Annotated in this window: 12 protein-coding genes; 9 read left to right on the forward strand and 3 right to left on the reverse strand. The window is 70.1% G+C overall.

From position 1 onward, the window contains the following. Nucleotides 1–24: 24 nt before the first annotated feature. Complete coding sequence (locus tag AB0O07_RS18905) at nucleotides 25–6,330, reverse strand: RHS repeat-associated core domain-containing protein (RefSeq protein ID WP_365634413.1); 6,306 nt, start codon at nucleotides 6,328–6,330, stop codon at nucleotides 25–27. A 660-nt stretch (nucleotides 6,331–6,990) separates the two neighbouring features. On the opposite strand from AB0O07_RS18905, the gene AB0O07_RS18910 reads away from it, so the two are divergent. Beyond that, the gene (locus tag AB0O07_RS18910; protein ID WP_365634416.1) at nucleotides 6,991–9,900 is read left to right on the forward strand and encodes an FG-GAP-like repeat-containing protein; all 2,910 of its coding nucleotides are present in this window, start codon (nucleotides 6,991–6,993) and stop codon (nucleotides 9,898–9,900) included. Between the two features lie 72 nt (nucleotides 9,901–9,972). Here AB0O07_RS18910 and AB0O07_RS18915 read toward each other — a convergent pair whose 3' ends face one another. Next, the gene (locus AB0O07_RS18915) at nucleotides 9,973–11,361 is read right to left on the reverse strand and encodes a glycoside hydrolase family 16 protein (protein ID WP_365635275.1); all 1,389 of its coding nucleotides are present in this window, start codon (nucleotides 11,359–11,361) and stop codon (nucleotides 9,973–9,975) included. A 293-nt stretch (nucleotides 11,362–11,654) separates the two neighbouring features. Here AB0O07_RS18915 and AB0O07_RS18920 point away from each other — a divergent pair, with 293 nt between their 5' ends. The 7 genes from AB0O07_RS18920 (at nucleotide 11,655) to AB0O07_RS18950 (ending at nucleotide 20,336) form a co-directional block, all read left to right on the forward strand. Then, nucleotides 11,655–12,149: a MerR family transcriptional regulator gene (locus tag AB0O07_RS18920; protein ID WP_365634419.1), complete on the forward strand. Its 495-nt coding sequence runs from the start codon at nucleotides 11,655–11,657 to the stop codon at nucleotides 12,147–12,149. After that, a complete protein-coding gene (gene trxA, locus AB0O07_RS18925) occupies nucleotides 12,146–12,484 on the forward strand; it encodes a thioredoxin (RefSeq protein WP_365634422.1) in 339 nt (112 codons plus the stop codon). Before AB0O07_RS18920 ends, trxA begins: the two co-directional genes overlap by 4 nt. A gap of 485 nt (nucleotides 12,485–12,969) precedes the next feature. Beyond that, nucleotides 12,970–13,734, forward strand: a complete 765-nt coding sequence (locus AB0O07_RS18930) for a DeoR/GlpR family DNA-binding transcription regulator (RefSeq protein ID WP_365634425.1) — start codon at nucleotides 12,970–12,972, stop codon at nucleotides 13,732–13,734. A gap of 161 nt (nucleotides 13,735–13,895) precedes the next feature. Then, nucleotides 13,896–15,800, forward strand: coding sequence for an amino acid permease (locus AB0O07_RS18935; RefSeq protein WP_365634428.1), 1,905 nt, complete (start codon nucleotides 13,896–13,898; stop codon nucleotides 15,798–15,800). Between the two features lie 2 nt (nucleotides 15,801–15,802). Next, nucleotides 15,803–17,239 (forward strand): FGGY family carbohydrate kinase, encoded by a 1,437-nt coding sequence (locus AB0O07_RS18940; RefSeq protein ID WP_365635276.1) that lies wholly within the window; start codon nucleotides 15,803–15,805, stop codon nucleotides 17,237–17,239. Next, nucleotides 17,236–18,993 (forward strand): NAD(P)/FAD-dependent oxidoreductase, encoded by a 1,758-nt coding sequence (locus tag AB0O07_RS18945; protein ID WP_365634430.1) that lies wholly within the window; start codon nucleotides 17,236–17,238, stop codon nucleotides 18,991–18,993. The genes AB0O07_RS18940 and AB0O07_RS18945 overlap by 4 nt, the downstream gene beginning before the upstream one ends. Beyond that, entirely contained in the window at nucleotides 18,990–20,336 is a 1,347-nt protein-coding gene (locus AB0O07_RS18950; RefSeq protein WP_365634433.1) for an FAD-dependent oxidoreductase, read from the forward strand. Before AB0O07_RS18945 ends, AB0O07_RS18950 begins: the two co-directional genes overlap by 4 nt. A gap of 131 nt (nucleotides 20,337–20,467) precedes the next feature. Here the strand turns inward: AB0O07_RS18950 and AB0O07_RS18955 are convergent, their stop codons facing one another. Next, nucleotides 20,468–20,917 carry a MarR family transcriptional regulator gene (locus AB0O07_RS18955; RefSeq protein ID WP_365634436.1) on the reverse strand — a complete coding sequence of 150 codons (450 nt, stop codon included), beginning with the start codon at nucleotides 20,915–20,917 and terminating at the stop codon, nucleotides 20,468–20,470. A 277-nt stretch (nucleotides 20,918–21,194) separates the two neighbouring features. On the opposite strand from AB0O07_RS18955, the gene AB0O07_RS18960 reads away from it, so the two are divergent. Beyond that, nucleotides 21,195–23,501: a UvrD-helicase domain-containing protein gene (locus AB0O07_RS18960; protein ID WP_365634439.1), complete on the forward strand. Its 2,307-nt coding sequence runs from the start codon at nucleotides 21,195–21,197 to the stop codon at nucleotides 23,499–23,501. Nucleotides 23,502–23,529: the final 28 nt, after the last annotated feature.

Below are 23,529 nucleotides of genomic sequence, written 5' to 3' on the forward strand. Positions count from 1 at the left end.
TTTGTTTGATCCCATCTGTGATGCTCAGTTCTTATCGGTCATTCTTCCGCCGGATACTGTTCCGGCGAATGTCCAGGCAATTGATTGGATGTTGAGGTTGTGGCTGCCGAACCTCATAATTGCCGACACTGCCTGGAGGCCGAGACGTTTCGGTATCCATGCTCCTGAGGCTTCCCTGCTTGCCGAGCTTGCCACTCTGGCCGCCCCCAGTGCGGCGCCCGCCAGTCCAAGGCTTGTCACGCCTATAGCGCAACTGCCCCACTGTTTGGATATACACGAGTCTGCCGTTGTTATCGCGCCCAACGCGAAGCTGGCGATCATGGCTCCGGTGGCGATCGCGCCGAGTGGCGTGATCATGGATGCTACCCCGAGGCCGACGCCGACCCATCCGAGCGCTGTCTGATGATTGTGTACAAAGTCCGTTGTGTTATTCCATGCTCGGCTAATGCCGCGTCCAATATTCCCCCATATTCCATCTTTTTTGCGTCGTTCTGCTTCTGCTTTTTTCCTGGCGGCTTTGGCGGCCTGGGCCTCGTCTGCTGCCCTGGCTTTTGCCCGTGCCGCAGCTTCCGCTTTTGCTTTCGCCGCAGTATTCGGGTTGTAGTGGTAGACCTTGTAGGTGGACGGGTTCGCCTTGTATGCGGCGTACTTCTTTTGGGACGCCTTGTCCTTCTTCGGGGTCTGCTTCCAGGTCCACTTGCCGTTCTTGCCGAGGGTGTACCCGGCGTTCATGCCGCGCTGGTCGGCCCAGTAGTCGTCCCTGTAGGTCGCGCCGCCCGCAGGGCCGTCGGGGCGGAGGCCGGTGGGGTCGGACTGGGTGACCGGGTTGTTGTGGGCGTAACTGTAGGCGTTCATCTGGGCGGGGTCGTCGAAGTCTATGACCGGGTCGACGGAGAGGAAACGGCCCAGCGTGGGGTCGTATTCGCGGGCGCCCAGGTGGGTGAGGCCGGTGGGGTCGTTGGTTCCGCCGACGAAGCCGCGGGTGCCGGGGATCTGTTCGGTCTGTTCGGTGCGGGTCTGGCCGAAGGGGAGTTGTTTGCGGCGGGTGAGGGCCAGGGTGGTCATGCCCACCGCGGCCATCGCGGTGCCCTGGTGGTCGGAGAGGAGGAAGGAGAAGCCGCTGCCGGTGCGGACGGCGACGGTTTCACCTTCGTGGGTGTAGTAGCGGACGGCTTCTTTGGCTCCCGTGCTGGTGGCCTTGAGTTCGTTGCCGCCGGGGAGGGTGAGGGTCTGGCTTCCGTCGGCGTCCTTGGTGATCATGCGGTTGCCGTCGGCGTCGTAGGCGTAACTGCTGGTGGCGCCGGATTCGGTGAGGGTGGCCAGGTGGCCTTCGGCGTCCCAGGTCAGCTTCTGCGTCCGGGAGCCGATGGCACGCTCGGTGGTGTTGCCGGCCTTGTCGTACGCGAAGGTACTGGTGCGGCCGTTGTCGGGGCCGCCGGTGGTCTTCGTCTGCCGTACGGCGTGGGGGAGACCCGTCTTGGCCGCGGGATGCGTGTAGGTGGTGGTGGCGTCGGAGCCGGACTGGGTGCCCGTGGCGTGTTCGACGAGCTGGGTGCGGTTGCCGAGGCTGTCGTAGCCGTAGGTCTGCCAGTACGGGTCGGGTCCGCCGACCGTGGTCGACGACGGGGCCGTGGTGCAGGCGGACTTGGCGGTCCACGCCTCGCTGAGCCGGCCCAGCGGGTCGGTGGTGAAGCACTGCGTGTCCACGGTCTTGGCGGCATCCTGGCCGCCGGCGGTGGTGATACCGGTGATGTTGCCCGCCGGGTCGTAGGCGTACGACGTGTCGTCGATGCGCTGGGGGGCGAGGTCGCGGTCGGTGGTCTGCCGGGTCATCCGGCCGGTGTGCTCGTCGTACACCCGGGACGTGTAGACCTTCTTGCCGAGCGTTCCGTACTCGATGCGTACGGGGCGTGAGAAGACGTCGTGGGCGGTGGAGTTCACCAGGGTGATGGAGCCCGCGGTGGTCTTCTGGGGAAGGTTGCCCTCGCTGTAGATGGTGGTCTGGCGTTCACTGGGCAGGTTTCCGACCGCAGGGTGCCTGATCCATTCCTGCTGGCCGGTGTAGGCGTTGTAGCCGAAGGTCCAGGTGTAGCTGCCCGCGAGCGCGCCGGCCTGGGAGGGGACGGTCACCGTGGTGGAGGTGGGCTGGTACCTGTCGTCGTAGGCGTCCGTGGCCGTACGGTACTCCTTGCCGTCGAGGTACCGGCTGCCGGCGGCGGGTTGGCCCTTGGCGACGGTGTCGTAACTCCACTTCGCCAGGAGCGTGCTGCCCTGCTTCAGTTCGGTGGCGCGGCCGAGTTCGTCGTAGGAGCGGGTCAGCGTGACACCGCGCGCGTCGGTGGTCGACGTGGGCTGCCCGAGCTTGTCGTAGACCGTGGTCGAGGCACCCTTGTCCGGGTCGTCCGCCGCGATCTGCTGGCCACGGCTGTCGAAGGTGTACGTCCAGGTATTGCCCGCCGGGTCGGTGACGACCGAGGGTTCGTCGTACTTACCGTAGGTGTAGGCGGTCTTCTGGGACGTGGTCCGGGCCGCGTTGGTGTATTCGAGGCGCTCGGTGGTCCGGCCCAGGGCGTCGGTGACGACGGTGGTCGCAGTACCGCCCTTCGGCGGTATCACCGTGGTGCGGTCGCCGTCGTAGAGCGTCGTGGTGCGCCACTTCTCGTCGCCGAAGGTACGGGAGATCGCGGCGGTCTCCCGGCCCACCCCGTCATAGAGGGTCTCCGTGGCGGCGGGGATCTTGTTGTCGGCGCCGTTCACCAGCGTCTTAGACGGGGCACCTGTGGCGTAGTACGGGGCGTAGGTCTTCCAGACGAAGCCACGGGTGTCGTAGTGCGTCTCGGTGACGACACGGTCCTTGGTGCCGATGGCCGGGGCCTGGGTCTGCCGCTCGCGCAGCAGACCGTCGTAGAGGACGTACGACGTCGCGTAAGAGCCGTCGTACTGGAGGGATTTGGTGGCGACGGCGTTCGGGGCGCTCTTCGAGACGGTGTACGTGAACTCGGTGGACGGCTGCGTGGCGTGGTCCGCCTTGGTCCACCCGGTGCCCCAGACCTTCAGGACCCGTCCCAGCCCGTCGTGCACCGCGTCGGCCCGCTTGCCATTGGCGTCCACGGTGGCCGTGGTGGTGCCGCGGGCGGGGTCGTACTCGACGGTGGTGGTGTGGCCGAGGGAGTTGGTCTCGGTCATCGACGTCGGGGGCTCGACGGTGGCCGGGGTGTACACGACGGTGTTCTTCCGGCCCAGGGCGTCGGTCTCGGTGAGTTCCCGTCCGTGCTGGTCGTAGCTGGTGGTGGCGGTGGTGAGGTAGCCGGTGCCCGCCGCGTCCTGTTCGTCGAGACGGGTGACGTCGCCCTTGGTCGGAGCGGTGGTGAGGCTCGTGGCGCCGTCGTAGTAGTAGCGGGCCACGGAGACCAGGTCGGCGGGGAGCGCGGGAGTCGTCCCGCAGGCCTTGGCGACGGTCCTGATCTCGGAGGCCAGGTTCAGGAGATTGCTGCCTGTGTTGCGGTTGTACGTGGTGGTCGTGCACTCCTCGTCGCCGGTCCTGGCGGTGTCGCCGAGCCGGGATTCGGTCACGACCTGCCCGTAGGCGTCGAAGGTCCGGTTCGTCTGCGTGGTGCGCCGGCCCGCGCCCACGGCGGTACGGGTCTTCTCGCCGGCCATACCGGTGGCATACGCCCGTACCGCGGGCAGCCCCTCCGAGCGGGACTCGGTGGCGGTCGCGGCGGAGCGCCACGGTTCGTAGCTGGTCGCGGTGATCAGTTTGCCGCCGTCACCGTCGAACACGGCCTCTTCGCGGGTCATACCGGCGAAGGCCTCACGGTCGGTGACAGCGATACCTTCCTCGTCCTTGACCTGGGCGCCGTCGATGCCACGGAAGTAGCGGTACTCCTTCAGCGTCCGCTGATCGGCGCCGGCGCCGGTGCGGACCTGGACACGTCCGTAGCCCTTGCGGTCGTCGTAGGTGAGGTGCTTGGCCTGGGTGAACTCGTCGTCCTTGGATTTGGCCCAGGCCAGTCCGTCGAGGTAGGCGTAGTCGGTCTGCCGGACCGGGGCTCCGCCGGTGTTGTCGGACTCCAGGACCTGGGTGACGACATAGGAGTGGAACCAGTCGAGGTACGGCTCGTAGCCGGTGCCGGGCGCGTCCGGGGGAGACCACATGACCGGGTAGCAGCGACGGGTGTTCGAGGAGGGGGCGGGCACGCTTCCGGCCTTGCAGTCGGCGGCCGAGTAGGTGACGCCGATGGTGCCGCCGGTCTCGGTGTCGATGCCGTAGACGCGGTAGCGCACCAGGGGAGGTACGGGGTCTGCGCTGCCGCCGGTGGTGGCGCCCTCGACGCGGTTGGCCAACTGCTGGCCCTTGAAGGTGACCGAGGGCAGCGTGACGTCGCCGGTACCGGTGTGCCCGGTGCGGGCGATGGACTTCAGCCACAGGGCGGGGTCCGTGCCGTCACCGGTGGCGGGGAAGTCGTGGGCCAGCTTCCAGGTGTCGACCGCCAGGTACGCGCCGCCGGTCAGGACCGAGGTGTCGATCTGGGTGAGCCGCTTACGGCTCCAGTACGAGGGCGAGTAGCGGTCCTTGCACTCGGTGCCCGGGGCGCAGTACTGGTCGAACGGCACGTCCGGCCAGTTCTTCGCGTTGGCCTTGTCGAAGGTGCCGCAGGTGCTCAGGCAGCGTTCGGAGACGGTGAAGTCGACCTTGCCGGCCGCCTTCTTGCCGTACATCGTGTTGGAACGCAGGCCGTACTCGATGCGCTTGAGATAGCCGCCCCGGGTGTACTCGGTGGCGGTGGAGGCGCCGGTGGTGTCGTTGACGTTGAGGCCGTAGGAGTTGGTCTCCTTCTCCCAGTAGTAGGCCATGGCGTCGGAGTGCGGGTCCACGACGTAGTCGAGGTTCCAGCGCCAGGCCTGCTGGCACCATGAGTCCTTGAACGCGGCGGCGTGGCAGGGTTCACCGCTCTGGTTGCCGAAGACCGGCACGGTCCAGGTGGAGTTGGTCTCCGGCTTGCCCTCGGCCCAGCCGGGCAGCCGGTTGTAGCCGAAGTAGTACCGGGTGCCGTCGGGAGTCGTCACCCGCCAGTACTCACCGTCGTTGTCGCCGTTGCCCCGGTTGGCGCTGGTGAGCTTGACCGCCTTGGTGCCGTCGTCGCTCTCCAGGCGCCATTCGCCCTCGGGGTCGTCCTTGACGGAGTCGTCCTTGACGAGGACGGAGGTGTGGCCGCCGAGGTTGAGGACGGCGTTTTCCTTCTTCCAGCACTGGTCGCCGACCTTGCCGGTGGCGTTGCTGTTCTTGGTGTCGTCGGTGCAGGGGATGTACCGGCGCTCGATGTAGCCGGGCTCCATGGACCAGCCGTCACCGATCCAGTTGGCCTGGTTGTTGGTGGCCGCTGTGCGGCCGTCCACCGACTGGGAGGAGTAGGCGAGCGACAGGTCGGGCTCCAGCCCGCCGGGCACCTCAGGGGTGTCGATGTCGTACGTCCAGGTGAACCCGCCGTTGCTGCCACCGGCCGCCCAGGAGGCGGACGGGGCCAGTGAGGTGGCCTTGAAGTCACCGGATGCGCCGGACGCTGCCGCCGTGACGGCCAGAAGGACGGACTGCCCGCTCGCCGACAGGCCCGTGGCCGAGCGCTCGGATGCCGCCGCCTTCACGACGGGGGTGGTCTCCTGTCCGTCGCCGGTGGATGCGGCGGACATGGTGGATGCGGGAGGAAGGGCGACCGGTGCCGACACGCTTGCCCTGTCGGTGTCGTTGACCGCTCGCAGGGCCGTGGTTGTTCCACACCCCTTGGCCTGCGGAGTCGTCAGGGCGCAGGCGGGCAACTGCCGCAGCGTCAAGCGTGATGCCCAGTCACCGCCGATCGCGTTCCGGAAGCCGCTGTAGTCGATCCGCAGGTCGACCGTGCCCGCCGCGCCCGCCACGGGCTCGACCGCCACGAGGACCCCGTCGATGCCCAGAGCCTGTGCCGCCTTCTGGTCCAGGACCTGCACCCGCGCTTGATCAGGGCCGGCGGACGCGGAGCGCTGGGAGGAGGGCCGCGTCAACTGGACCGGAAGGGAGCCGGCGTGGCCCCGACCGGTGCCGCCGCGTGTACGCGGGACCGATATCCGCGTGGTGCCCGGCTTCGGCCAGGCCCCTTTCGCCGTCTCCCCGTTGTGCCGTGCGGTCTGGTCGGGGCGTGCGAGCGTGCGCTGCGTGGCCGCGGCGGTGGGAACCGGCTCGGGCTTCTTCAACCCCAGCAGATCCAGCTCGGCCGCGGCGGCCACCGGTCCGCCCAGCAGCCCCACCACGAGATAGACCACCAGCGACAGCGCGACCCAACGGACAGTGCGCACAGGTCTGTTGACCCGGCGTATGGAACGACGAAATGACTTCGCCCGCAGACCTGACACCGATTCCCCCCACGGGAAGTTCACAAATATGGAGACCAAGGAGGGACCCTAGCAGCATGCAATGGAACGGCAAACAGCTCCCTCTTCGAGAGGAAGGGGTCAGTTCGGAGGTGGGGGAGGGTGTTATCAGACGTGCGAACGTTCGCGAAAGGTCAAGGTGGGAGGTTTCCCTGAATCGCGTCGGGCAGATGGCCTCTGATCTGCGGATCCTTACCGTCCCGATTGGATGGAAAACGGAAGGTAATCAAGCTTTGTGGGGTGCTCTGCACCTTTTGATCTCTTTGTCTTTTGTGTGAACTTGAGGTCTTAATTGCTCTCCTGTAGTCCGTGCGCGGCCCAGTTGGTCGGGGTTGTAGGGTGCGCGGAATGCCGTGCGTAAACCGAAAAGGAAGTGTGATGAAGGTTCATCGTGAGAGACCGAAGGCTGTGGCATCTCGGCGTGTCGGGCTTGCTGCGGCGCTCGCTCTCCTGATAGCCGCGCCACTTGTAACCAGCATTCCTGCAAAGGCAGTTGACGCCAGCTCGGAAACGGCGTCGGCCACGGAATCCACCCCCGAGGCCCGAGCGCTGACACAGGCCGCCGAGTCGGGCGAACCCGTCGAAGTGCTCTCGCAGCGCACCGAGGCGTCCCAGGTCTTCGCCAACCCCTCGGGAACTTTCACAGAGGAACGGTTCGCCACAGCCCAGTGGGCGCGTCAGGGCAACCGGCTGGTGGACATCGACACCAGCCTCCGGCGTGGCCCGGACGGAACGATCACTCCTGTGGCGACCGGAGTGGGACTCGCATTCTCCAGTGGCGGCGGGGGACCACTGGCCACCATCACCCGCGACGGACGCAGCCTCTCCCTGTCGTGGCCCACACCGCTTCCGGAGCCGAGGATCTCGGACGACACCGTCACCTACCCGGACGTGCTGCCGGATGTCGACCTGAAACTACGCGCGGGCGCCTCCGGCTTCGCTCAGCTCCTGGTCGTCAAAACTCCTCAGGCCGCGGCCAATCCGGCACTCAAGACCATCGCGTACGGCATGTCCAGCCGGGGCGTCGACGTCACCACGGACGAACACGGCAATCTCAGCGCCGTCAATCCTGGAGGCCAGGAACTCTTCACCGCTCCCACGCCCCGTATGTGGGACAGCAGCACGGTGGCTGCCCCCGTCTCACGGATGGCGTCGCGGGCCGCGGCCGAAACCGCCGAAGACCCGGCGGGCCCTCCACAGACCGCCGACGAGTTCGAACCCGGACACGGGGCCCAGCAGGCGGCCATGCCGGTCGAGGTCAAGGACGGTGCCCTGGAACTGACACCCGACACGGAACTGATGACCGGCACCGACACCCGGTACCCGGTCTACATCGATCCCTACGTCGAGGGTTCCCGCTACTCGTGGACCATCGCCTACAAGAAGTACCCCAACAGCGCCTTCTTCAACGGAGCCGGTTGGGGTGGTTCCGGTTCTTCGACCTCCACCGCCCGTGCCGGGTACGAGAACGAGACCAACGGCCTGGCCCGCTCCTACTTCCGTATGAACACGAAGAACCTGTGGAGTACGGACAAGCAGGTCATCAAGTCGACGTTCCGGATCAAGAACACCTGGTCCTGGTCCTGCACCGCCTCGCGTGTCAACCTCTGGCGTACCACCGAGATCGACTCCTCCACCACCTGGAACAAGCGTCCCACGCGCAGGGAACAGATGGACAGCGTCTCCGACGCCAAGGGCTGGGGCTCGAACTGCCCTGCGGGCAACCTGGCCTTCGACGTCACCCGTGGGGCCAAGGACGCGGCCTCGGGCAAGTGGAACACCATCATCTTCGAACTCGCCGCCGACAACGAGTCCGACGTCTACGGGTGGAAGAAGTTCGACGCCAAGTCGGCCGTGATGTCCACCGAGTACAACACGCCTCCCGGCGCGCCCACCGGACTGGACACCGTCCCCAGCACGAAGAACTCCAAGGGGTGTGGAGACACGGCTCCGTACGGCCTCATAGGCAACACCGACATCTACGTGACCGCCAAGGCCACGGACAAGGACGGCGGCACCGTAAAGGTCCAGTTCAACCTCTGGGCCACCGGACACCACCCCAACGACGACCCCAACGGGGTCATGATCGTCAATCAGAGTGTCTCCGTGACCTCAGGCACCGTTGCCAAGCTGAAGATCACCAAAGCCACTCTCAGCAAGTACCTCGGTGTGGCCGGCGGCAACTTCTCCTGGAAGGCCCGGGCCGATGACGGCAAGGCGACCTCGGACTGGACCCCGGCCGCGGGGAAGCCCGGCTGCCGCTTCGTCTTCGACCCCGACCGGCCGAGCACCCCGCCCGTGATCTCCTCCCGGCAGTTCCCGGACGGCACCGACGGGTGGCCCTCCAACACCGGTTCCGTACGCGCCGAGGGAACCTTCACCCTCGCCGCCGGAGGCGTCGCCGACGTCGCCAAGTACGAGTACTGGACCGACACCGACGCCACCGTACGCACCGCCACTCCCTCCGCCACGGGAGGGAGCGTCAGCGTCGCCTTCACTCCCACCACCGCGGGCTCCAACCACCTCTACGCACGCAGCCTCGACAAGGCGGGCAACAAGTCCGACAGCGCCGATTACCTCTTCTACGCCAACGGTCTGAAGCAGGCCGACACGCCCGGTGACATCAACGGCGACGGCAACCCCGACATGTGGGCCGTCGACAAGGACGGCACCCTCCACCGCTATTACGGAGCCGGTGACGGCACCCTCACCGACAACCCCAAGTCCGCCTCCGACTTCAACTGGACCGGGGCGAAGATCACTCACCGAGGTGACTGGACCGGCGACGGATACGAAGACCTCATCGCTCTGCGCCCGGACACCACCACCGGCACCAAACGCCTGTGGATCCACCCCAACAACGGCTTCGGCTTCGCCTGCACCGACTGCGCCGGTGACACGCTGGACCGCCAGGAACTGACCGTCTACGACCCCGCCAACAACCACTGGAGCGACGCGGACGCCATCCTGGCCATCGGCGATGTCGACGGCCCGCTCGATGTCGACAACGACGGCATCCCCGACGTCCCCGGACACCCCGACCTTCTCGTCCGCAACGGCAACCTCCTGTGGCTCTACTACGGAGCCCCCGACAACCGCCTCGACACCGACCGTGAACCCGTCCTCATCGGCACCGACGGCTGGAAGAACATGGACCTGTTCGCCCCCGGTGACACAACAGGGAACGGCCGCGTCGACCTCGGTGCCCGCGACCGCACCACCGGCGACATCTTCATCTACCGGGGCAGCGGCGACGACGGCGACGGGCTCGCGGACCACAGCACCAAGATCCAGGCGGGCAGCCAGTTCACCGTCGCCGCCAACCCCCTCATCACCTCACCCGGCGACGCCGACCACAGTGGAGCCTTCGACATCTGGTACACCCGCAAGACCGACGGAGTCTCCAGCCTGATCGCTTACCTCGACCTCGGAACCGACCGCAAGAGGAAGGTCCCTGTCGCAGGTGACTGGACGGGGTATCAGGCCATCAGCTGACACACCCCGCGCCCCGGCGCGGGTGCGCGGCGGCGGGGTTGGGGGCCGCTGCCGCGCACCGGGGGTGGTGGGTCAGTTGTAGGGGATCTTCACTGTCGACTGGTTGCCGGTGCCCAGGGTGCTGGGGCCGTTGCCTATGGCGTTCCAGACCTCTATGCGGACCTTGCCGTTGACCAGGTTGGCGTGGGTGCCGGTGGCGGATTTCAGGCCTCGGGCCTGGGTGTAGTGCTCGTAGCCGGGCAGGGGGTCGGTCGCGAAGTACTGGTAGGTCTCGGTACGGTCCCAGACGCCGTCGCCCGTGTGGTCGTAACTCACCCGGACCTGCTGGCCGTTGCCCACCGTCGTGCCCGCGTCGACGAAGAGGTCGAACTCGGTGGAGCCGCCGTTGTACGTCCGGGTGATGGCGCCCGAGGTGAAGACCTGCGGGTTGGTCACCGTACCGTCGTAGTTGCCGCCGCCCGCCGAGGTGAGGGTGGACGAGGAGGCGGAGCCGGTGGAGTCGCCCAGGGCGTTGCCGGTACGCGCGTACAGGGTCGAGGAGCCGGTGGGCGGGTCGGGGTTGGAGGTGCCGCCCCGGGTCCACACGGCCACGTAGTCGACGAGCATCGGGCGTCCCGGCACCGTCGCGGCGGTCGGGGTGGGCCCGCCCAGCGCGTCGGGGAAGGCGCCGCCGATCGCCACGTTGAGCAGGATGAAGTACCCCGCGTGGTCCGTCATGTTGGACCAGCTCGTCGCGTCCATCTGGTTCTGGCCGACGGTGTGGTAGAGCTGGTCGTCCACGTACCAGCGCAGTTGGTTCGGGGTGATCGAACGGTCCCACTCGAAGCGGTACGTGTGGAACGCGGACTGGCAGGTCGACCCGGGGCACGCCCTGCTCGCGCCCAGGCCGGTCGTCTCGCCGCACGGCCCGCCCGGGTTCACGCCGCAATGCAGCACGCCCCAGACCGAGTTGAGGCCGTTCACGTTCTCCATGATGTCGAACTCGCCGATGCCCGGCCAGTTCCAGTAGTTACCGCGGTACGGGGCGCCGAGTGCCCAGAACGCCGGCCAGTAGCCGCTGGCCGCCGCGCCGGTCACGTTCGGCATCTGGATCCGGCTCTCGATCCGCAGCAGACCGCCCGCCGGGGCCTTGAAGTCGGCGCGCCGGGTCTCGATCCGGCCCGACGTCCAGTTCCCCGCGCTGTCCCGCAGCGGCGTGATGCGGAGATTGCCGCTGCCGTCGAGGCTCACGTTGTCGGTGCTCGCGGTGTAGTTCTGGATCTCACCGGTGCCCCAGTTGGCCGGGCCGCCCGGGTAGCTGTGGCCGGTGTCGGTCTGCCAGTTGGCGGAGGAGGGCGGGGTGCCCGCCGCACCGTCGAAGTCGTCGCCCCACTGGAGCGTCCAGTCGGGTACGGGCGGGATCGCACCCTGGGCGGTACCGCCGCCGGTGACACCGAACAGGCCCGTGAAGGCCAGGGTCAGCGCTGCCACCAGGGCTGTCAGTAAGGGGGTGCGGGGTGTGCGGGGTGCTCTAGGCGTTCTGGGTGCTCTGGGTGTTCTGTGGGAGTGGGTACGGGGGTGGCGGGTGAGGCCTGGTCTCAAGGGGGGCACGGGGGACACCTCCGGGGCGGACGGCGCGCGGTGACGTGGTGGTGCGCGTGGGTGTGGGCGTGAGGATGGGAATGAGAGCGCTCTCAGTACGTCTTGTAGCGGGGGCCGCGCGCAACGTCAATGGCTTTGCCTTGACGTGCACGTCAAGGATTACCGTCGAAGACATGCGCATCGGCGAGCTGGCGAAGCGGGCCGGGACGACCACCCGTGCCCTGCGGTACTACGAGTCGCGCGGGCTGCTCCCCGCCCGGCGCGCGGTGAACGGTTACCGCGCGTACGACGAGAGCGACCTGCGGCTGCTCCGGCAGATCCGGACCCTCCAGGAGTGCGGGTTCGACCTGGAGGAGACCCGGCCGTTCGTGGAGTGCCTGCGTGCCGGGCACCCGGCCGGCGACTCCTGCCCCGCCTCGCTCGCCGTCTACCGGCGCAAGCTCACGGAGCTGGACGGAATGATCGAGCAGCTCCGGTCCGTACGGGCCCAGATCGGCGAGCAGCTCGCACGGGCCGACGCGGCGCGGGCGGGACTCGCCGCCGAGGCGGAGCACCCGGGCGGCCCCGAGCCGCTCTGTGAACTGACGGTGCCGGATGCGACAGAAGTCGCGGAACCGGCCTACGCGGTGCGGCAAGGACCGGGCCGGGACGGAGAGGCGGAGAAATGATCAAGGCTGTGGGTGTCGACGAAGTGACGGACGCGGACTTCGACACGGAGGTACGGGGCGGCGGCCTGCCCGTGCTGGTGGAGTTCACGGCCGACTGGTGCCCGCCCTGCCGCCAGCTCGCGCCCGTGCTGAGTGCCGTCGCCGAGGAGGAGCGGGACCGGATCAGGGTGGTGCAGATCGACGTGGACGCCAATCCGGTGATCACGGCGCGGTACGGGGTGCTCGCGATGCCCACGCTCATCGTGTTCCGGGACGGTGAACCCGTACGGTCGATGGTGGGAGCCCGCCCGAAGCGCCGCCTGCTGGAGGAACTGGACGACGCCCTCCGGGGGTAGGAGAGGTCCGGGGGAGGGCAAGGGGAGGCGCTCGTACGGTACGGGGCGGGTGCGTACCCCGCCCGTACCCCGGCCCGTACTCCGCCCGTACCCAGGCCCGTACCCCGCCCGTACCCCGGCCCGTGCCCGGCCCGTCCCCCCCCCCCGGCGGGAAGCGGGCGGGAAGCGGGCGCGCTCAACTCCCTTATCGGGCGCGGCTTCCTGCGGGGCCGACGGTACTGTGCCGTCGGCCCCCTCGTCGTCTCCCCCTCCATCACCCCCTGGGTCCCGCCCCTGCCCCGCCCCCGTTCCCACCCCCGTGCGCCCGGCAACCGGCGGTCGGTTGGGCACGGTTGGACCCGGTTGGGCACAGTCGGGCACGGCCGGTGATTAAGTGATGGTTACGAGGCTCCAGTTGGGGCGGATTTGGCCTTGACGTGCTCTGATGTGAGCCTCCACACTCCTCCCCATGGACGGTCAGCAATCCACAGAAGCGGGCATCCGCCGTGCTGCCCGCTGAGCGTCACCGCCGCATTTGTGCGGCCTTGCGCGCGCAGCGGATCGTCTCCACGGAGGAGTTCTCCCGCATGCTGGACGTCTCCCAGGAGACGGTCCGCCGTGACCTGGTGACCCTCGAACGCCGTGGTCTGCTCGTACGGGTGCACGGCGGGGCGACCAACACGGCGGGCGGCTTCGGCGAGGAGCCCCCGTTCGACGAACGGTCGGGTCTGGAGCGGCAGGCCAAGGTGGCCATCGGGGCCGCCGCGGCGGCGCTCGTACGGCCGGGGCAGACCGTGGTGATCGACATCGGTACGACGGCGGTGGAGGTCGCCCGCGCCCTCCCCGCCGACCACCGCGGCACCGTCGCCACCTGCTCGCTGCTGGTGGCCGCCGAGCTCTCCACCCGGCCGAACATCGAAGTCCTCGTCAGCGGCGGCCGGTTGCGGGCGGGCGACCTCGCCTGTTCGAACGCGCAGGCGCTGGCGTTCTTCGCGGACCTCCGCGCCGATGTCGCGTTCCTCGGCTCGGGCGGCGTGGACGCCTCGGCCGGGCTGACCGACTTCCACCTCGACGAGGTGGCGACCCGGCGGCTGATGCTGGCCAACACCGTCCGCTCGTACATCCTCGCGGACTCCAGCAAGTTCGGCCGGGTCGCGCCCCATCGCGTCTGCGGCCTGGAGGATGTCGACGGACTGATCACCGATGCCCGCCCCTCCTCGACGCTGGAGTCGGGCATGGAGCGATCCGGCGGAGTGGTCGTCGTCGCGTAATGCGCAATCAGCCGTCTCATGCGCAATCAAAAGAGTGGTGGCCGGGTGACGCGGCTACGTCCCCCGACCATGACCGGAATCCCTGTCCACCGAAGTTCACTCAGGGCTCACCTGTGCCTGTCAGCACCTGGCAGCACCTCATCAATGCAAAGGAGTCGATCGTGCCCCAGTCTCCCACGCCGGCGGAAAATACGGCGGTTTCCCCCCTTCCTACTGGCACATCCACAAGAAATGGCGGAAAGGCGTCCGCGACGGGCGCGGATACGGCCACGGACGCCGGTACGGGCGACCCAGCCGCCGGAACCGGAACCGGAACCGGAACCGGAGCCGGGGCGGGGGCCGGCTCCGGATCCGCATCCGGCTCCGCCGCGGCTGACATCGACGGCCATGTCACCGGCTACAAGCCGCAGTTCGCGCGCACCCTGAGCCGCTTCGAGTCGTTCGCCGTCGCCTTCTCCTTCATCTCCATCACCACCGGCCTCTTCACCACCTACGGCACCGTCCTCGGTTACGCGGGCCCCGCCGGCATCTGGACCTGGCCGCTGGTCACCCTCGGCACCGTCCTCGTCGCCCTCGTCTACGGCATGCTCGCCAGCCGTATCCCGATCTCCGGCTACAGCTACCAGTGGGCCAGCCGCCTCGCCTCGCCCGTCCTGGGCTGGTGGTTCGGCTGGGTCTCCTTCTCGTTCCTCGCCATCGTCGTCGTCGCCGTCGACTACGGGCTGACGCAGGTCGCCCTCTTCCCGCTGCTCGGCATCGAGTACACGGCGGCCGGCGGCGCCATCGGCACCATCATCGTGCTGCTGCTCCAGATGTCCCTGATCATCTGGTCGACCCCCATCACCACCAAGGTCAACAACATGGCGGTGGGCGCGGAGGTCATCGCCATGGTCGGCCTGACCGTGCTGATCGCGGGCGCCGTCATCTTCTTCGGCAAGGGCGACTGGAGCAACCTCGGCTCGTACGGTACGACGCCCACCGACGGCTACTACGGCTTCCTCGGCCCGTTCATGCTCTCCGCCCTGCTCGGCGCCTTCACCCTCGTCGGCTGGGAGTCCGCGGCGAACCTCGCGGAGGAGACCCACAACCCGAAGAAGGTCGTTCCGCAGGCCATGGTCCGCGCCATCCTGCTCAGCGGCGGTATCGGCATGGTCTTCCTCATGGTGATCACCGCGGGCGTCGGCGACAACGTCGCCGCGCTCACCAAGGACTCCGCGCCCGTCGCCTCCATCATCGAGTCGACCGTCGGCGGCGCCGTGGCGACCGCGATGCTGGTCGTCGTCTGCATCGCCATCTTCGCCTGCGGCCTGGTCATCATGGTGAGCAACAGCCGCCTCGTGCACTCCATGGCCCGGGACGGACGCCTGCCGTTCTCCGAGACGCTCAGCCAGGTGCCGCGTCCCACCGGCGGCCCGACCTGGGCGACCCTGACCGTCGCCGTCACCTCCATCGGCATCGTCACCCTCTTCTCCGGCAACGCCGACGCCCTGCCCCAGCTCCTCGGCGCGGGCACGCTGATGCCCGCGATCCTGTACGCGGGGACGGTCGCCCTCTTCATCTTCACCCGCCGGAGCTACACGCCCCGTCCGGACGACTTCCAGCTCGGCAAGTGGGAGAAGCCGGTGGTGGCGGGGGCGGTCATCTGGCTCGTCCTGGAACTCTGCATCTTCATGATCCCGTCCGACTTCCGGGGCGCCCAGCAGTACGCCCTGGCCACGCTGGTCGTCGGCGGCCTGCTCTTCGCCTCGGTCTGGGTCACCCGCCGCGCCCGCCTGGTGCAGCAGCCGAGCCTGGACGGCGAGGGGCTCATCGGCGACGAACTGCCGGGGGAGGGCACGGGGTCGCCGAAGGCGGCGGCCGAGGCTGAGCCGAAGGCGGAAGCGGAAGCGGAAGCAGAAGCGGAGGCTGAGGCAGCGGCTGAGGCGAGCCCCGCCGTGGTTACGGAGACGGAGCCCCCTGCGGACACCAAGTCCGTACCCCTGGCCAAGGACGAGCCCGAGGCCGCGCCCGGGTCCGAAGCCGACGCCACCCCCACCCCCCGCCCGAAGGAGGCCGACTCCCAGTGACCGTGCTCGCCATCGATCAGGGCACCTCGGGGACGAAGGCCCTCGTCGTCGACCCGGCGGACGGTGTCGTCGCCGTCGCCGAGGTGCCCGTCACCCCCGTCCACCTGGCCGGTGGCGGCGTGGAGCAGGACCCCCAGCAGCTCCTGGCCTCCGTCCTGGAAGCCGGCCGTCGCGCCGTCGACCAGGCCGGGGGCCGCCCCCTGCGGGCCGTCGCGCTCGCCAACCAGGGCGAGACCGTGCTCGCCTGGGACCGGCGCACCGGCCGGCCCCTCTCGCCCGCCGTCGTCTGGCAGGACCGCAGGTCGGAGCCGCTCTGCGCGGAACGCGCCGACGCCAAGGAGTGGGTAGCGGACCGTACGGGGCTGGTCCTCGACCCGTACTTCTCCGCGCCCAAAATGGCCTGGCTGCGCGCGAACACGACCCGCGAGGGCGTGGTCACCACCACCGACTCCTGGCTCGTCCACCAGCTCACCGGAGCCTTCGTCACCGACGCGTCCACCGCCAGCCGCTCGCTCCTGCTCGGCATCGACGCGGTCGACTGGGACCCCGAGCTGATCGCGCTCTTCGGGCTCGACGGCGAGGAGCTTCCCCGCATCGTGGGGTGCGACGAGATCGTCGGTACGACGGACGCGTTCGGCGGGCAGCGGCTGCCGCTCGCCGGGCTCATCGTCGACCAGCAGGCAGCCCTCTTCGCGGAGGGCTGCCTCACCCCCGGAACCGCCAAGTGCACATACGGCACCGGGGCGTTCCTCCTCGCCCACACCGGCGACACCGCGCTCCGCTCCGCCTCCGGGCTCACCTCGTCGGTGGCGTGGCGGGCCCGCGGCGCCGCCCCGTACTGCGTGGACGGCCAGGTCTACACGGCCGCCTCCGCCGTGCACTGGCTCCAGGAGCTGGGCTTCGTCGCGGACGCGGGCGAGCTCGACCGGGTCGCGGCAGACGACGCGGGGGGCGTCCTGTGCGTACCCGCCCTCGCCGGGCTCGCCGCGCCCTGGTGGCGCCCCGATGCCACCGCCTCCCTCACCGGTATGACACTCTCGACCCGGCGGGAACATCTCGTCACCGCCGTGCTCCAGGGCATCGCCGCCCAGGTCGCGGAGGTGACCGGGCTGGTCGCGGCCGACCTGGGCGCACCGCTGACCCGGCTGCGCGCGGACGGCGGGCTCACCCGCTGCGCGACGCTGATGCAGGCGCAGGCCGACCTCGCCAGGATGCCGGTCGACGTCTACTCGTCGCCGCACGCCACGGCGCTCGGCGCCGCGGCGATGGCGCGGCTGGCGACCGAACCCGAGCTCACCCTCGAACAGGCGGTACCGGAGTGGACCCCCGGCACCACCTACGAACCACGCTGGTCCGAAGACCGGGCGCAGGACTTCCGTGCCCGCTGGCTGGCAGCGGTGGACGCGACAGCGCCGCGGCCGCAGGAGGAAACCCCATGACCGACCAGACCGACCCCGACGTTCAAGCCGAAGCCGAAGCCGAAGCCGAAGCCGGAACGGAAGCCGAAGCCGGAACGGAAGCCGGAACCGGAACCGAAGCCCAGGCCCCCGCTGACGTACGCCCCTACGACGTAGCCGTCATCGGCGCCGGCGTCGTCGGCTCCGCCATCGCCCGTGAGCTCGCCGGACTCACGGGCCGCGCCGGACGCCCCCTCTCCGTCGCCCTGCTCGACGCCCGCGACGACGTCGGCGACGGCACCAGCAAGGCCAACACCGCGATCCTGCACACCGGGTTCGACGCCAAGCCGGGCACCCTCGAATCCCGCCTGGTCCGGCGCGGCTACACGCTGCTCTCCTCGTACGCGGAGAGCACCGGCATCCCCGTCGAACGCACCGGCGCCCTCCTCGTCGCCTGGACCCAGGAGGAGCTGGACTCCCTCCCCGGGCTGCGCTACAAGGCCGTCGCCAACGGGTACGAACACTGCGAGACCGTCACCGCCGACGAGGTCTACCGCCAGGTCCCCGCGCTCGGCCCCGGCGCCCTCGGCGGCCTCACCGTCCCCGACGAGTCGATCATCTGTACGTGGACGACCACCCTCGCCCTGGCCACCGACGCCCAGGCGCGCGGCGCCCACATCCTCCTCGGCCACCGCGTGGAGTCCGTACGCCGCGACACCGGCACCACCAGCACCACCGGCGACAGTGACACCACCAGCGCCACCGGCGACAGCGACACCACCAGCGCCACCGGCACCACCAGTGCCACCAGCGCCAACGACGCCACCGGCGGTACGACGACCCTCCTCACCCCCCGCGGCCCCGTCACCGCCCGCTGGGTGGTCAACGCCGCCGGGCTCGGCGCCGATGTCCTCGACGGGCTCTTCGGGCACCGCCGGTTCACCGTCACCCCGCGCCGGGGCGAACTCCTCGTCTACGACAAGCTCGCCCGCCCCCTCGCGGACCGCATCGTGCTGCCCGTGCCCAGCAAGGTCGGCAAGGGCGTGCTGATCAGCCCAACCATCTACGGCAACGTCATGCTCGGCCCCACCGCCGAGGACCTGACCGACCGCACCGACACCGGAACCTCCGAGTCCGGCTTCGCCTTCCTCCTCGACAAGGGCGCCCGGCTGATGCCCACCCTCCTGGAGGAGGAGGTGAGCGCGTCGTACGCGGGGCTCCGTGCCGCCATCGACCACGGCGACTACCTGATCGAACCCGACCCCGAGCAGCGCTACCTGCTGGTCGGCGGCATCCGCTCCACCGGGCTCACCGCTTCGCTGGCCATCGCGGAGTACGTACGCGGTGTCCTCGCCGAGGCGGGACTCGCCCTGGAGCCGCGTGCCGTCGCCGATCTCCCGGCACCGCCCGCGATGCCCAACCTGGGCGAGGCGTTCATCCGGCCGTACCAGGACGCCGCGCTCATCGCCAAGGACAGCGCCTACGGGCGGGTCGTCTGCTTCTGCGAGCGGGTCACCGAAGGCGAGATCAGGGACGCGTGCCGATCCCCGCTGCCGCCCGCCGGGCTCGACGGCCTGCGCCGCCGCACCCGTGCGATGAACGGCCGCTGCCAGGGGTTCTACTGCGGGGCCCGGGTGGAGGCCCTCCTCGCCGATGGCCTCGCCACCGGTCAACCCGGGCCACGGCGCATTCCCCCGAACGAGCCCGCGCAGCACGAGCGGTACGAGCACCACGAGCAGCAGGAGCAGCACCAGCGCCACGAGCACCACCAGCAGGACCAGGAGACCTCCGCATGACCCCGCCCCGCCGCCGCCCGGCGGCCCCCGACCCCCGGGCCGGTACGTCCGCCCCCGCCCTCCCGGACGACGCCCCCGTCGTCTCCGGCGTCTCCCCGGTCGCCCCCGAGGTCCTCACCCCCGACGTCGTCATCGTCGGCGCGGGCCCCGCCGGGCTCACCGCCGCCGCCGAACTCGCCCCGCATCTCCCCGGCGGCGTCCTCGTCCTGGACCGCGAGCCCACCGCGGGAGGCATCCCCCGCCACAGCGACCACACCGGTTACGGCGTCCGTGACCTCAAGCGGTGTGTCACCGGGCCCGCGTACGCCCGCGCCCTCGTCGGCCGAGCCCAGCTCGCCGGCGCGGAGATCCGTACCGAGGCCACCGTCACCGGCTGGGCCGGCGACCACTCCCTCGACGTGACCACCCCCCAGGGGCGGGTACGGGTCGACGCCCGCGCCGTCCTCCTCGCCACCGGCGCCCGCGAACGGCCCCGCGCCGCGCGCCTGATCCCGGGCGACCGGCCCGCCGGGGTCTACACCACCGGCCAGCTCCAGAACCTCGTCCACCTCCACCACCGCGAGGTCGGCCGGCGCGCCGTCGTGGTCGGCGGCGAGCTGGTGAGCTGGTCCGCCGTCCTCACCCTGCGCGAGGCGGGCTGCCGCACGGAGCTGATGACGACCGAATACCCCCACCCCGACGCGTACGCCGCCTTCCACCTCCCGGGGCGCGCGCTGCTCGGCGTGGACGTGGCGACCGGCACCCGGGTCACCCGGATCATCGGCCACGGCAGGCTCCGCGCCGTCGAGGTCGAGGAGATCGCCACCGGGCGGCGCCGTACGGTCGCCTGCGACACCCTGATCCTCACCGGCGACTGGATCCCCGACCACGAACTGGCCCGCTCCGCCGGGCTCGACATGGACCAGGGGACGAAGGGACCGCTGGTCGACACGGCGCTGCGGACCAGCCGTCCCGGCGTGTTCGCCGCCGGCAACGTGCTGCACGCCGTCGACACCGCCGACATCGCCGCGCTCGACGGCCGGCACGCCGCCCGCCAGGTACGGCTCTGGCTCGACGGCCTCGCCCCCTCCAGCGTGACGGTGCCGATCGTCGCCGACGCGCCGTTCCGCTGGGTGGCGCCGGGACTGCTCCGCGTCGGCGACCCGGCCCCGCCCCGCGCCCGCCTCCTGCTCTGGTCCGACCGGCTGGTACGGGTCCCCCGCGTGACGGTCCGCCAGGACACCCGGATCCTCAACTGCCGCACGCTCCCCTGGCCGGCCTCCCCGGGCCGGGTCTTCCGGGTGCCGTGGAACCTCCTGCGCGGAATCGACCCGAAGAAGGGCCCGGTCCGCATCGGCCTCTGAACCAGGACGGCGCGCCCGCCCCGTACGTACCCGACGCCCGCCGGGACCGCATCCCGGCGGGCGTCACCTCGTCACATCGGCACCACATTCCCGGAAACCCCCGCGCCCCCGGCGCCCCCCGCCCTCCCCGCTCACTTGTCCGTCAAGCGCCCCAGCAGCGTCAACGCCTCGTTGATGGTGCGCAGCTCCGCCTCGGTGTAGCGGTCCTGGAACGTACGGTTCAGCCACTCCGTACGGGCCTGACGGTCACCCGCGTACGTCTCCGCCCCCAGCTCGCTCAGCGAGACGAGCTGGCGCCGCCCGTCGTTCGGATCGGGGCGGCGCCGGATCAGCCCGCGCCCGTCGAGCGCCGCGAGGATCGTCGCCATCGACTGCGGACGGACCCCCTCGGCCGCCGCCAGGGCGCTCGCCGTGGTGTCGCCCTCCTTGCCCAGCCGGCTCAGGACGGAGACCTGCGACGGGGTGAGCGCGCCGTCCGAGGAGACCTCCCGCGCCCTGCGCCGCACCCGGCTCATCACCACCCGCAGATCACGCGCCGCACGGGCGGCGGACTCCGAGACGCCGTCACTGGTTCTGTCCATGGTCTTACGCTAGCCCGCCGGCCACCGGGCGCGCCGCACGCAGAAAAATACCCCGGCATCGAATTGACGACCGAGGTGGGAAGGTGCGTATATTGATTGTTTCCATGGATTTCGTGCGCCGAAAGCGATGTTGCCGGAACTCGCGTCCGCTCATGTTCGCGCAAGGTCGGCGAATATTCATGGAATAACTTTCAACAACGAGTACCGTATCGGACAGGGGCCTGAATTGTCAACCGCGCCATCATCCGCGCAGTCATCCGAGGAATTGCGGAACGAAATGCAGGAGGAACAAGCATTCGTCTCGCTCCTCTACGACCGGCTCGACGCCCTGCGCGAACGCGCCGAGTCGGCCAGGGACGCGTCGATCGGCCAGGTCAGCACCGTCCGGCAGGCCAGGGTCGAGCGGGACATCAGCGTCGCCGAACACGCCGGGCAGCTCGCCACGCTGAACGCCGTCGAGTCCGGCCTCTGCTTCGGCCGGATAGACCTCGGCGCAGAGGCTTCCCTGTCCGACGGGGCCGTTCCCGGCACCACCGTCACCCACCACATCGGCCGTATCGGGATGCGCCGCGACGACGCCGACCGCACCCCGCTGCTGATCGACTGGCGGGCCCCCGTCGCGCGCCCCTTCTATCTCGCCACCGGCCACACCCCGATGGGGCTGCGCCGCCGGCGCCACCTCACCACCCAGGGGCGCACGGTCACCGCGCTCCACGACGAGATCATGGACCTCAGCGACACCACCCGCACCGGCTTCGAGGACCCGGACGGCGACGCCGTGCTGCTCTCCGCGCTCAACTCCGCCCGCACCGGCCGGATGAGCGACATCGTCCAGACCATCCAGGCCGAGCAGGACCGCATCATCCGCGCCCCGCACCGGGGTGTCCTCGTCGTCGAGGGCGGGCCCGGCACCGGCAAGACCGCCGTCGCGCTGCACCGCGCCGCGTACCTCCTCTACGCCCACCGCGAGCAGCTCGCCCGCCGCGCCGTGCTGATCGTCGGCCCCAACCCGGCCTTCCTCGGCTACATCGGCGAGGTGCTGCCCTCGCTCGGCGAGACCGGCGTCCTGCTCGCCACCGTCGCCGAACTCTTCCCCGGCGTACGCGCCACCGGTACGGAGACCCCCGAGGCCGCCGCCGTCAAGGGACGGGCCGGCATGGCGCGGGTCCTCGCCGAGGAGGTGCGCGACCGGCAGACCCTCCCCGACCCCGTCCTGGAGATCCCGCACGAGGGGTACGGCACCCTGCTGCTGGACCGCGCCACCGCGTACGAGGCCAGGGAGCGCGCCAGGGAGACCCTGCTGCCGCACAACCTCGCCCGGCCCACCTTCGCCTTCCGGGTCATCGACGCCCTCACCGCCCAGCTCGCCGAGCGCATCGGCGCCGACCCGCTCGGCGGCGAGAACCTTCTCGACCCGGCGGACATCGCCCAGCTCGGCAAGGAGATCGCCGCCGGCCCCGAGGTACAGGCCGCGATCGACACCCTCTGGCCCACCCTCACCCCGCAGGGGTTCCTCGCGGACTTCCTCGCCGCCCCGGTACGGCTCGACCCGGCCGACGCCGCCGCCGTACGCCGCCCCGCGCCCCGTACCGGCGCCGACGCCAGGACCGACTGGACCCCCGCCGACATCCCGCTCCTCGACGAGGCGGCCGAACTCCTCGGCGAGGACGACACGGCGGCCCGCGCCGCCGCCGCCCGCGAACGCCAGGAGCGGATCGCCTACGCGCAGGGCGTGCTCGACCTGTCGTACGGCTCCCGCACCCAGGAGTTCGAGGAGCGGGACGACGACGCATCCGAGGTGCTCGCGGCCCACGACATCATCGACGCCGAACGGTTCGCGGAGCGCCAGGAGGAGGCCGACACCCGCAGCGCCGCCGAACGCGCCGCCGCCGACCGCACCTGGGCCTTCGGCCATATCGTGGTGGACGAGGCGCAGGAACTCTCCGCCATGGCCTGGCGGCTGCTCATGCGCCGCTGCCCCAGCCGCTCCCTCACCCTGGTCGGGGACCCGGCCCAGACCGGCGACGCGGCCGGCTGCGACTCCTGGGGCCAGATCCTGGAACCGTATGTCCAGCGGCGGTACGAGCTGACCAGGCTGGGCGTCAACTACCGCACCCCCGCCGAGATCATGGAGCTGGCCGCAGAGGTACGCCGCCTCGCCGACCCGCTCTTCGAGCCGCCGAGGTCGGTACGGGCCACCGGCGCCGCCCCGGTCGTCCGCGCCGTGCCGCCCGCCGAACTCGCCCGTGCGGCAGCTCAGTTGGCGATCGTCCAGCCGAGCGAGGGCCGGCTCGCCGTGGTCGCCCCGGCCGCGCTGCTCCCCGCCCTCGCCGCCCAACTCCCCGACGCCTCCTGGGGGGCCGCCCCCGATCTCACCCGCCCCGTCGTCCTGCTCGACGTCCGGCAGGCGAAGGGGCTCGAATTCGACACGGTGATCGTCGTCGACCCGGAGGCGATCCTGGACGGCTCCCCGCGCGGCGTCAACGACCTCTATGTCGCCCTGACCCGGGCCACCCAGCGGCTCGGCGTCATCCGCGACGCCTCGGTCCCGTCCCGCCTCAAGTCCTTTGAAGGACAGCCTTGACCGAAAGCGCTTGCTCCGCTTTGATGGC

It is taken from the genome of Streptomyces sp. NPDC093085 (genome assembly GCF_040683935.1).
GTDB lineage: Bacteria > Actinomycetota > Actinomycetes > Streptomycetales > Streptomycetaceae > Streptomyces.

Coding starts and splice junctions, on each gene's coding strand:
- AB0O07_RS18920 (WP_365634419.1), top strand. CDS start 11,655: ATGCGCATCGGCGAGCTGGCGAAGCGGGCCGGGACGACCACCCGTGCC.
- trxA (WP_365634422.1), top strand. CDS start 12,146: ATGATCAAGGCTGTGGGTGTCGACGAAGTGACGGACGCGGACTTCGAC.
- AB0O07_RS18945 (WP_365634430.1), top strand. CDS start 17,236: ATGACCGACCAGACCGACCCCGACGTTCAAGCCGAAGCCGAAGCCGAA.
- AB0O07_RS18950 (WP_365634433.1), top strand. CDS start 18,990: ATGACCCCGCCCCGCCGCCGCCCGGCGGCCCCCGACCCCCGGGCCGGT.
- AB0O07_RS18955 (WP_365634436.1), bottom strand. CDS start 20,917: ATGGACAGAACCAGTGACGGCGTCTCGGAGTCCGCCGCCCGTGCGGCG.
- AB0O07_RS18960 (WP_365634439.1), top strand. CDS start 21,195: ATGCAGGAGGAACAAGCATTCGTCTCGCTCCTCTACGACCGGCTCGAC.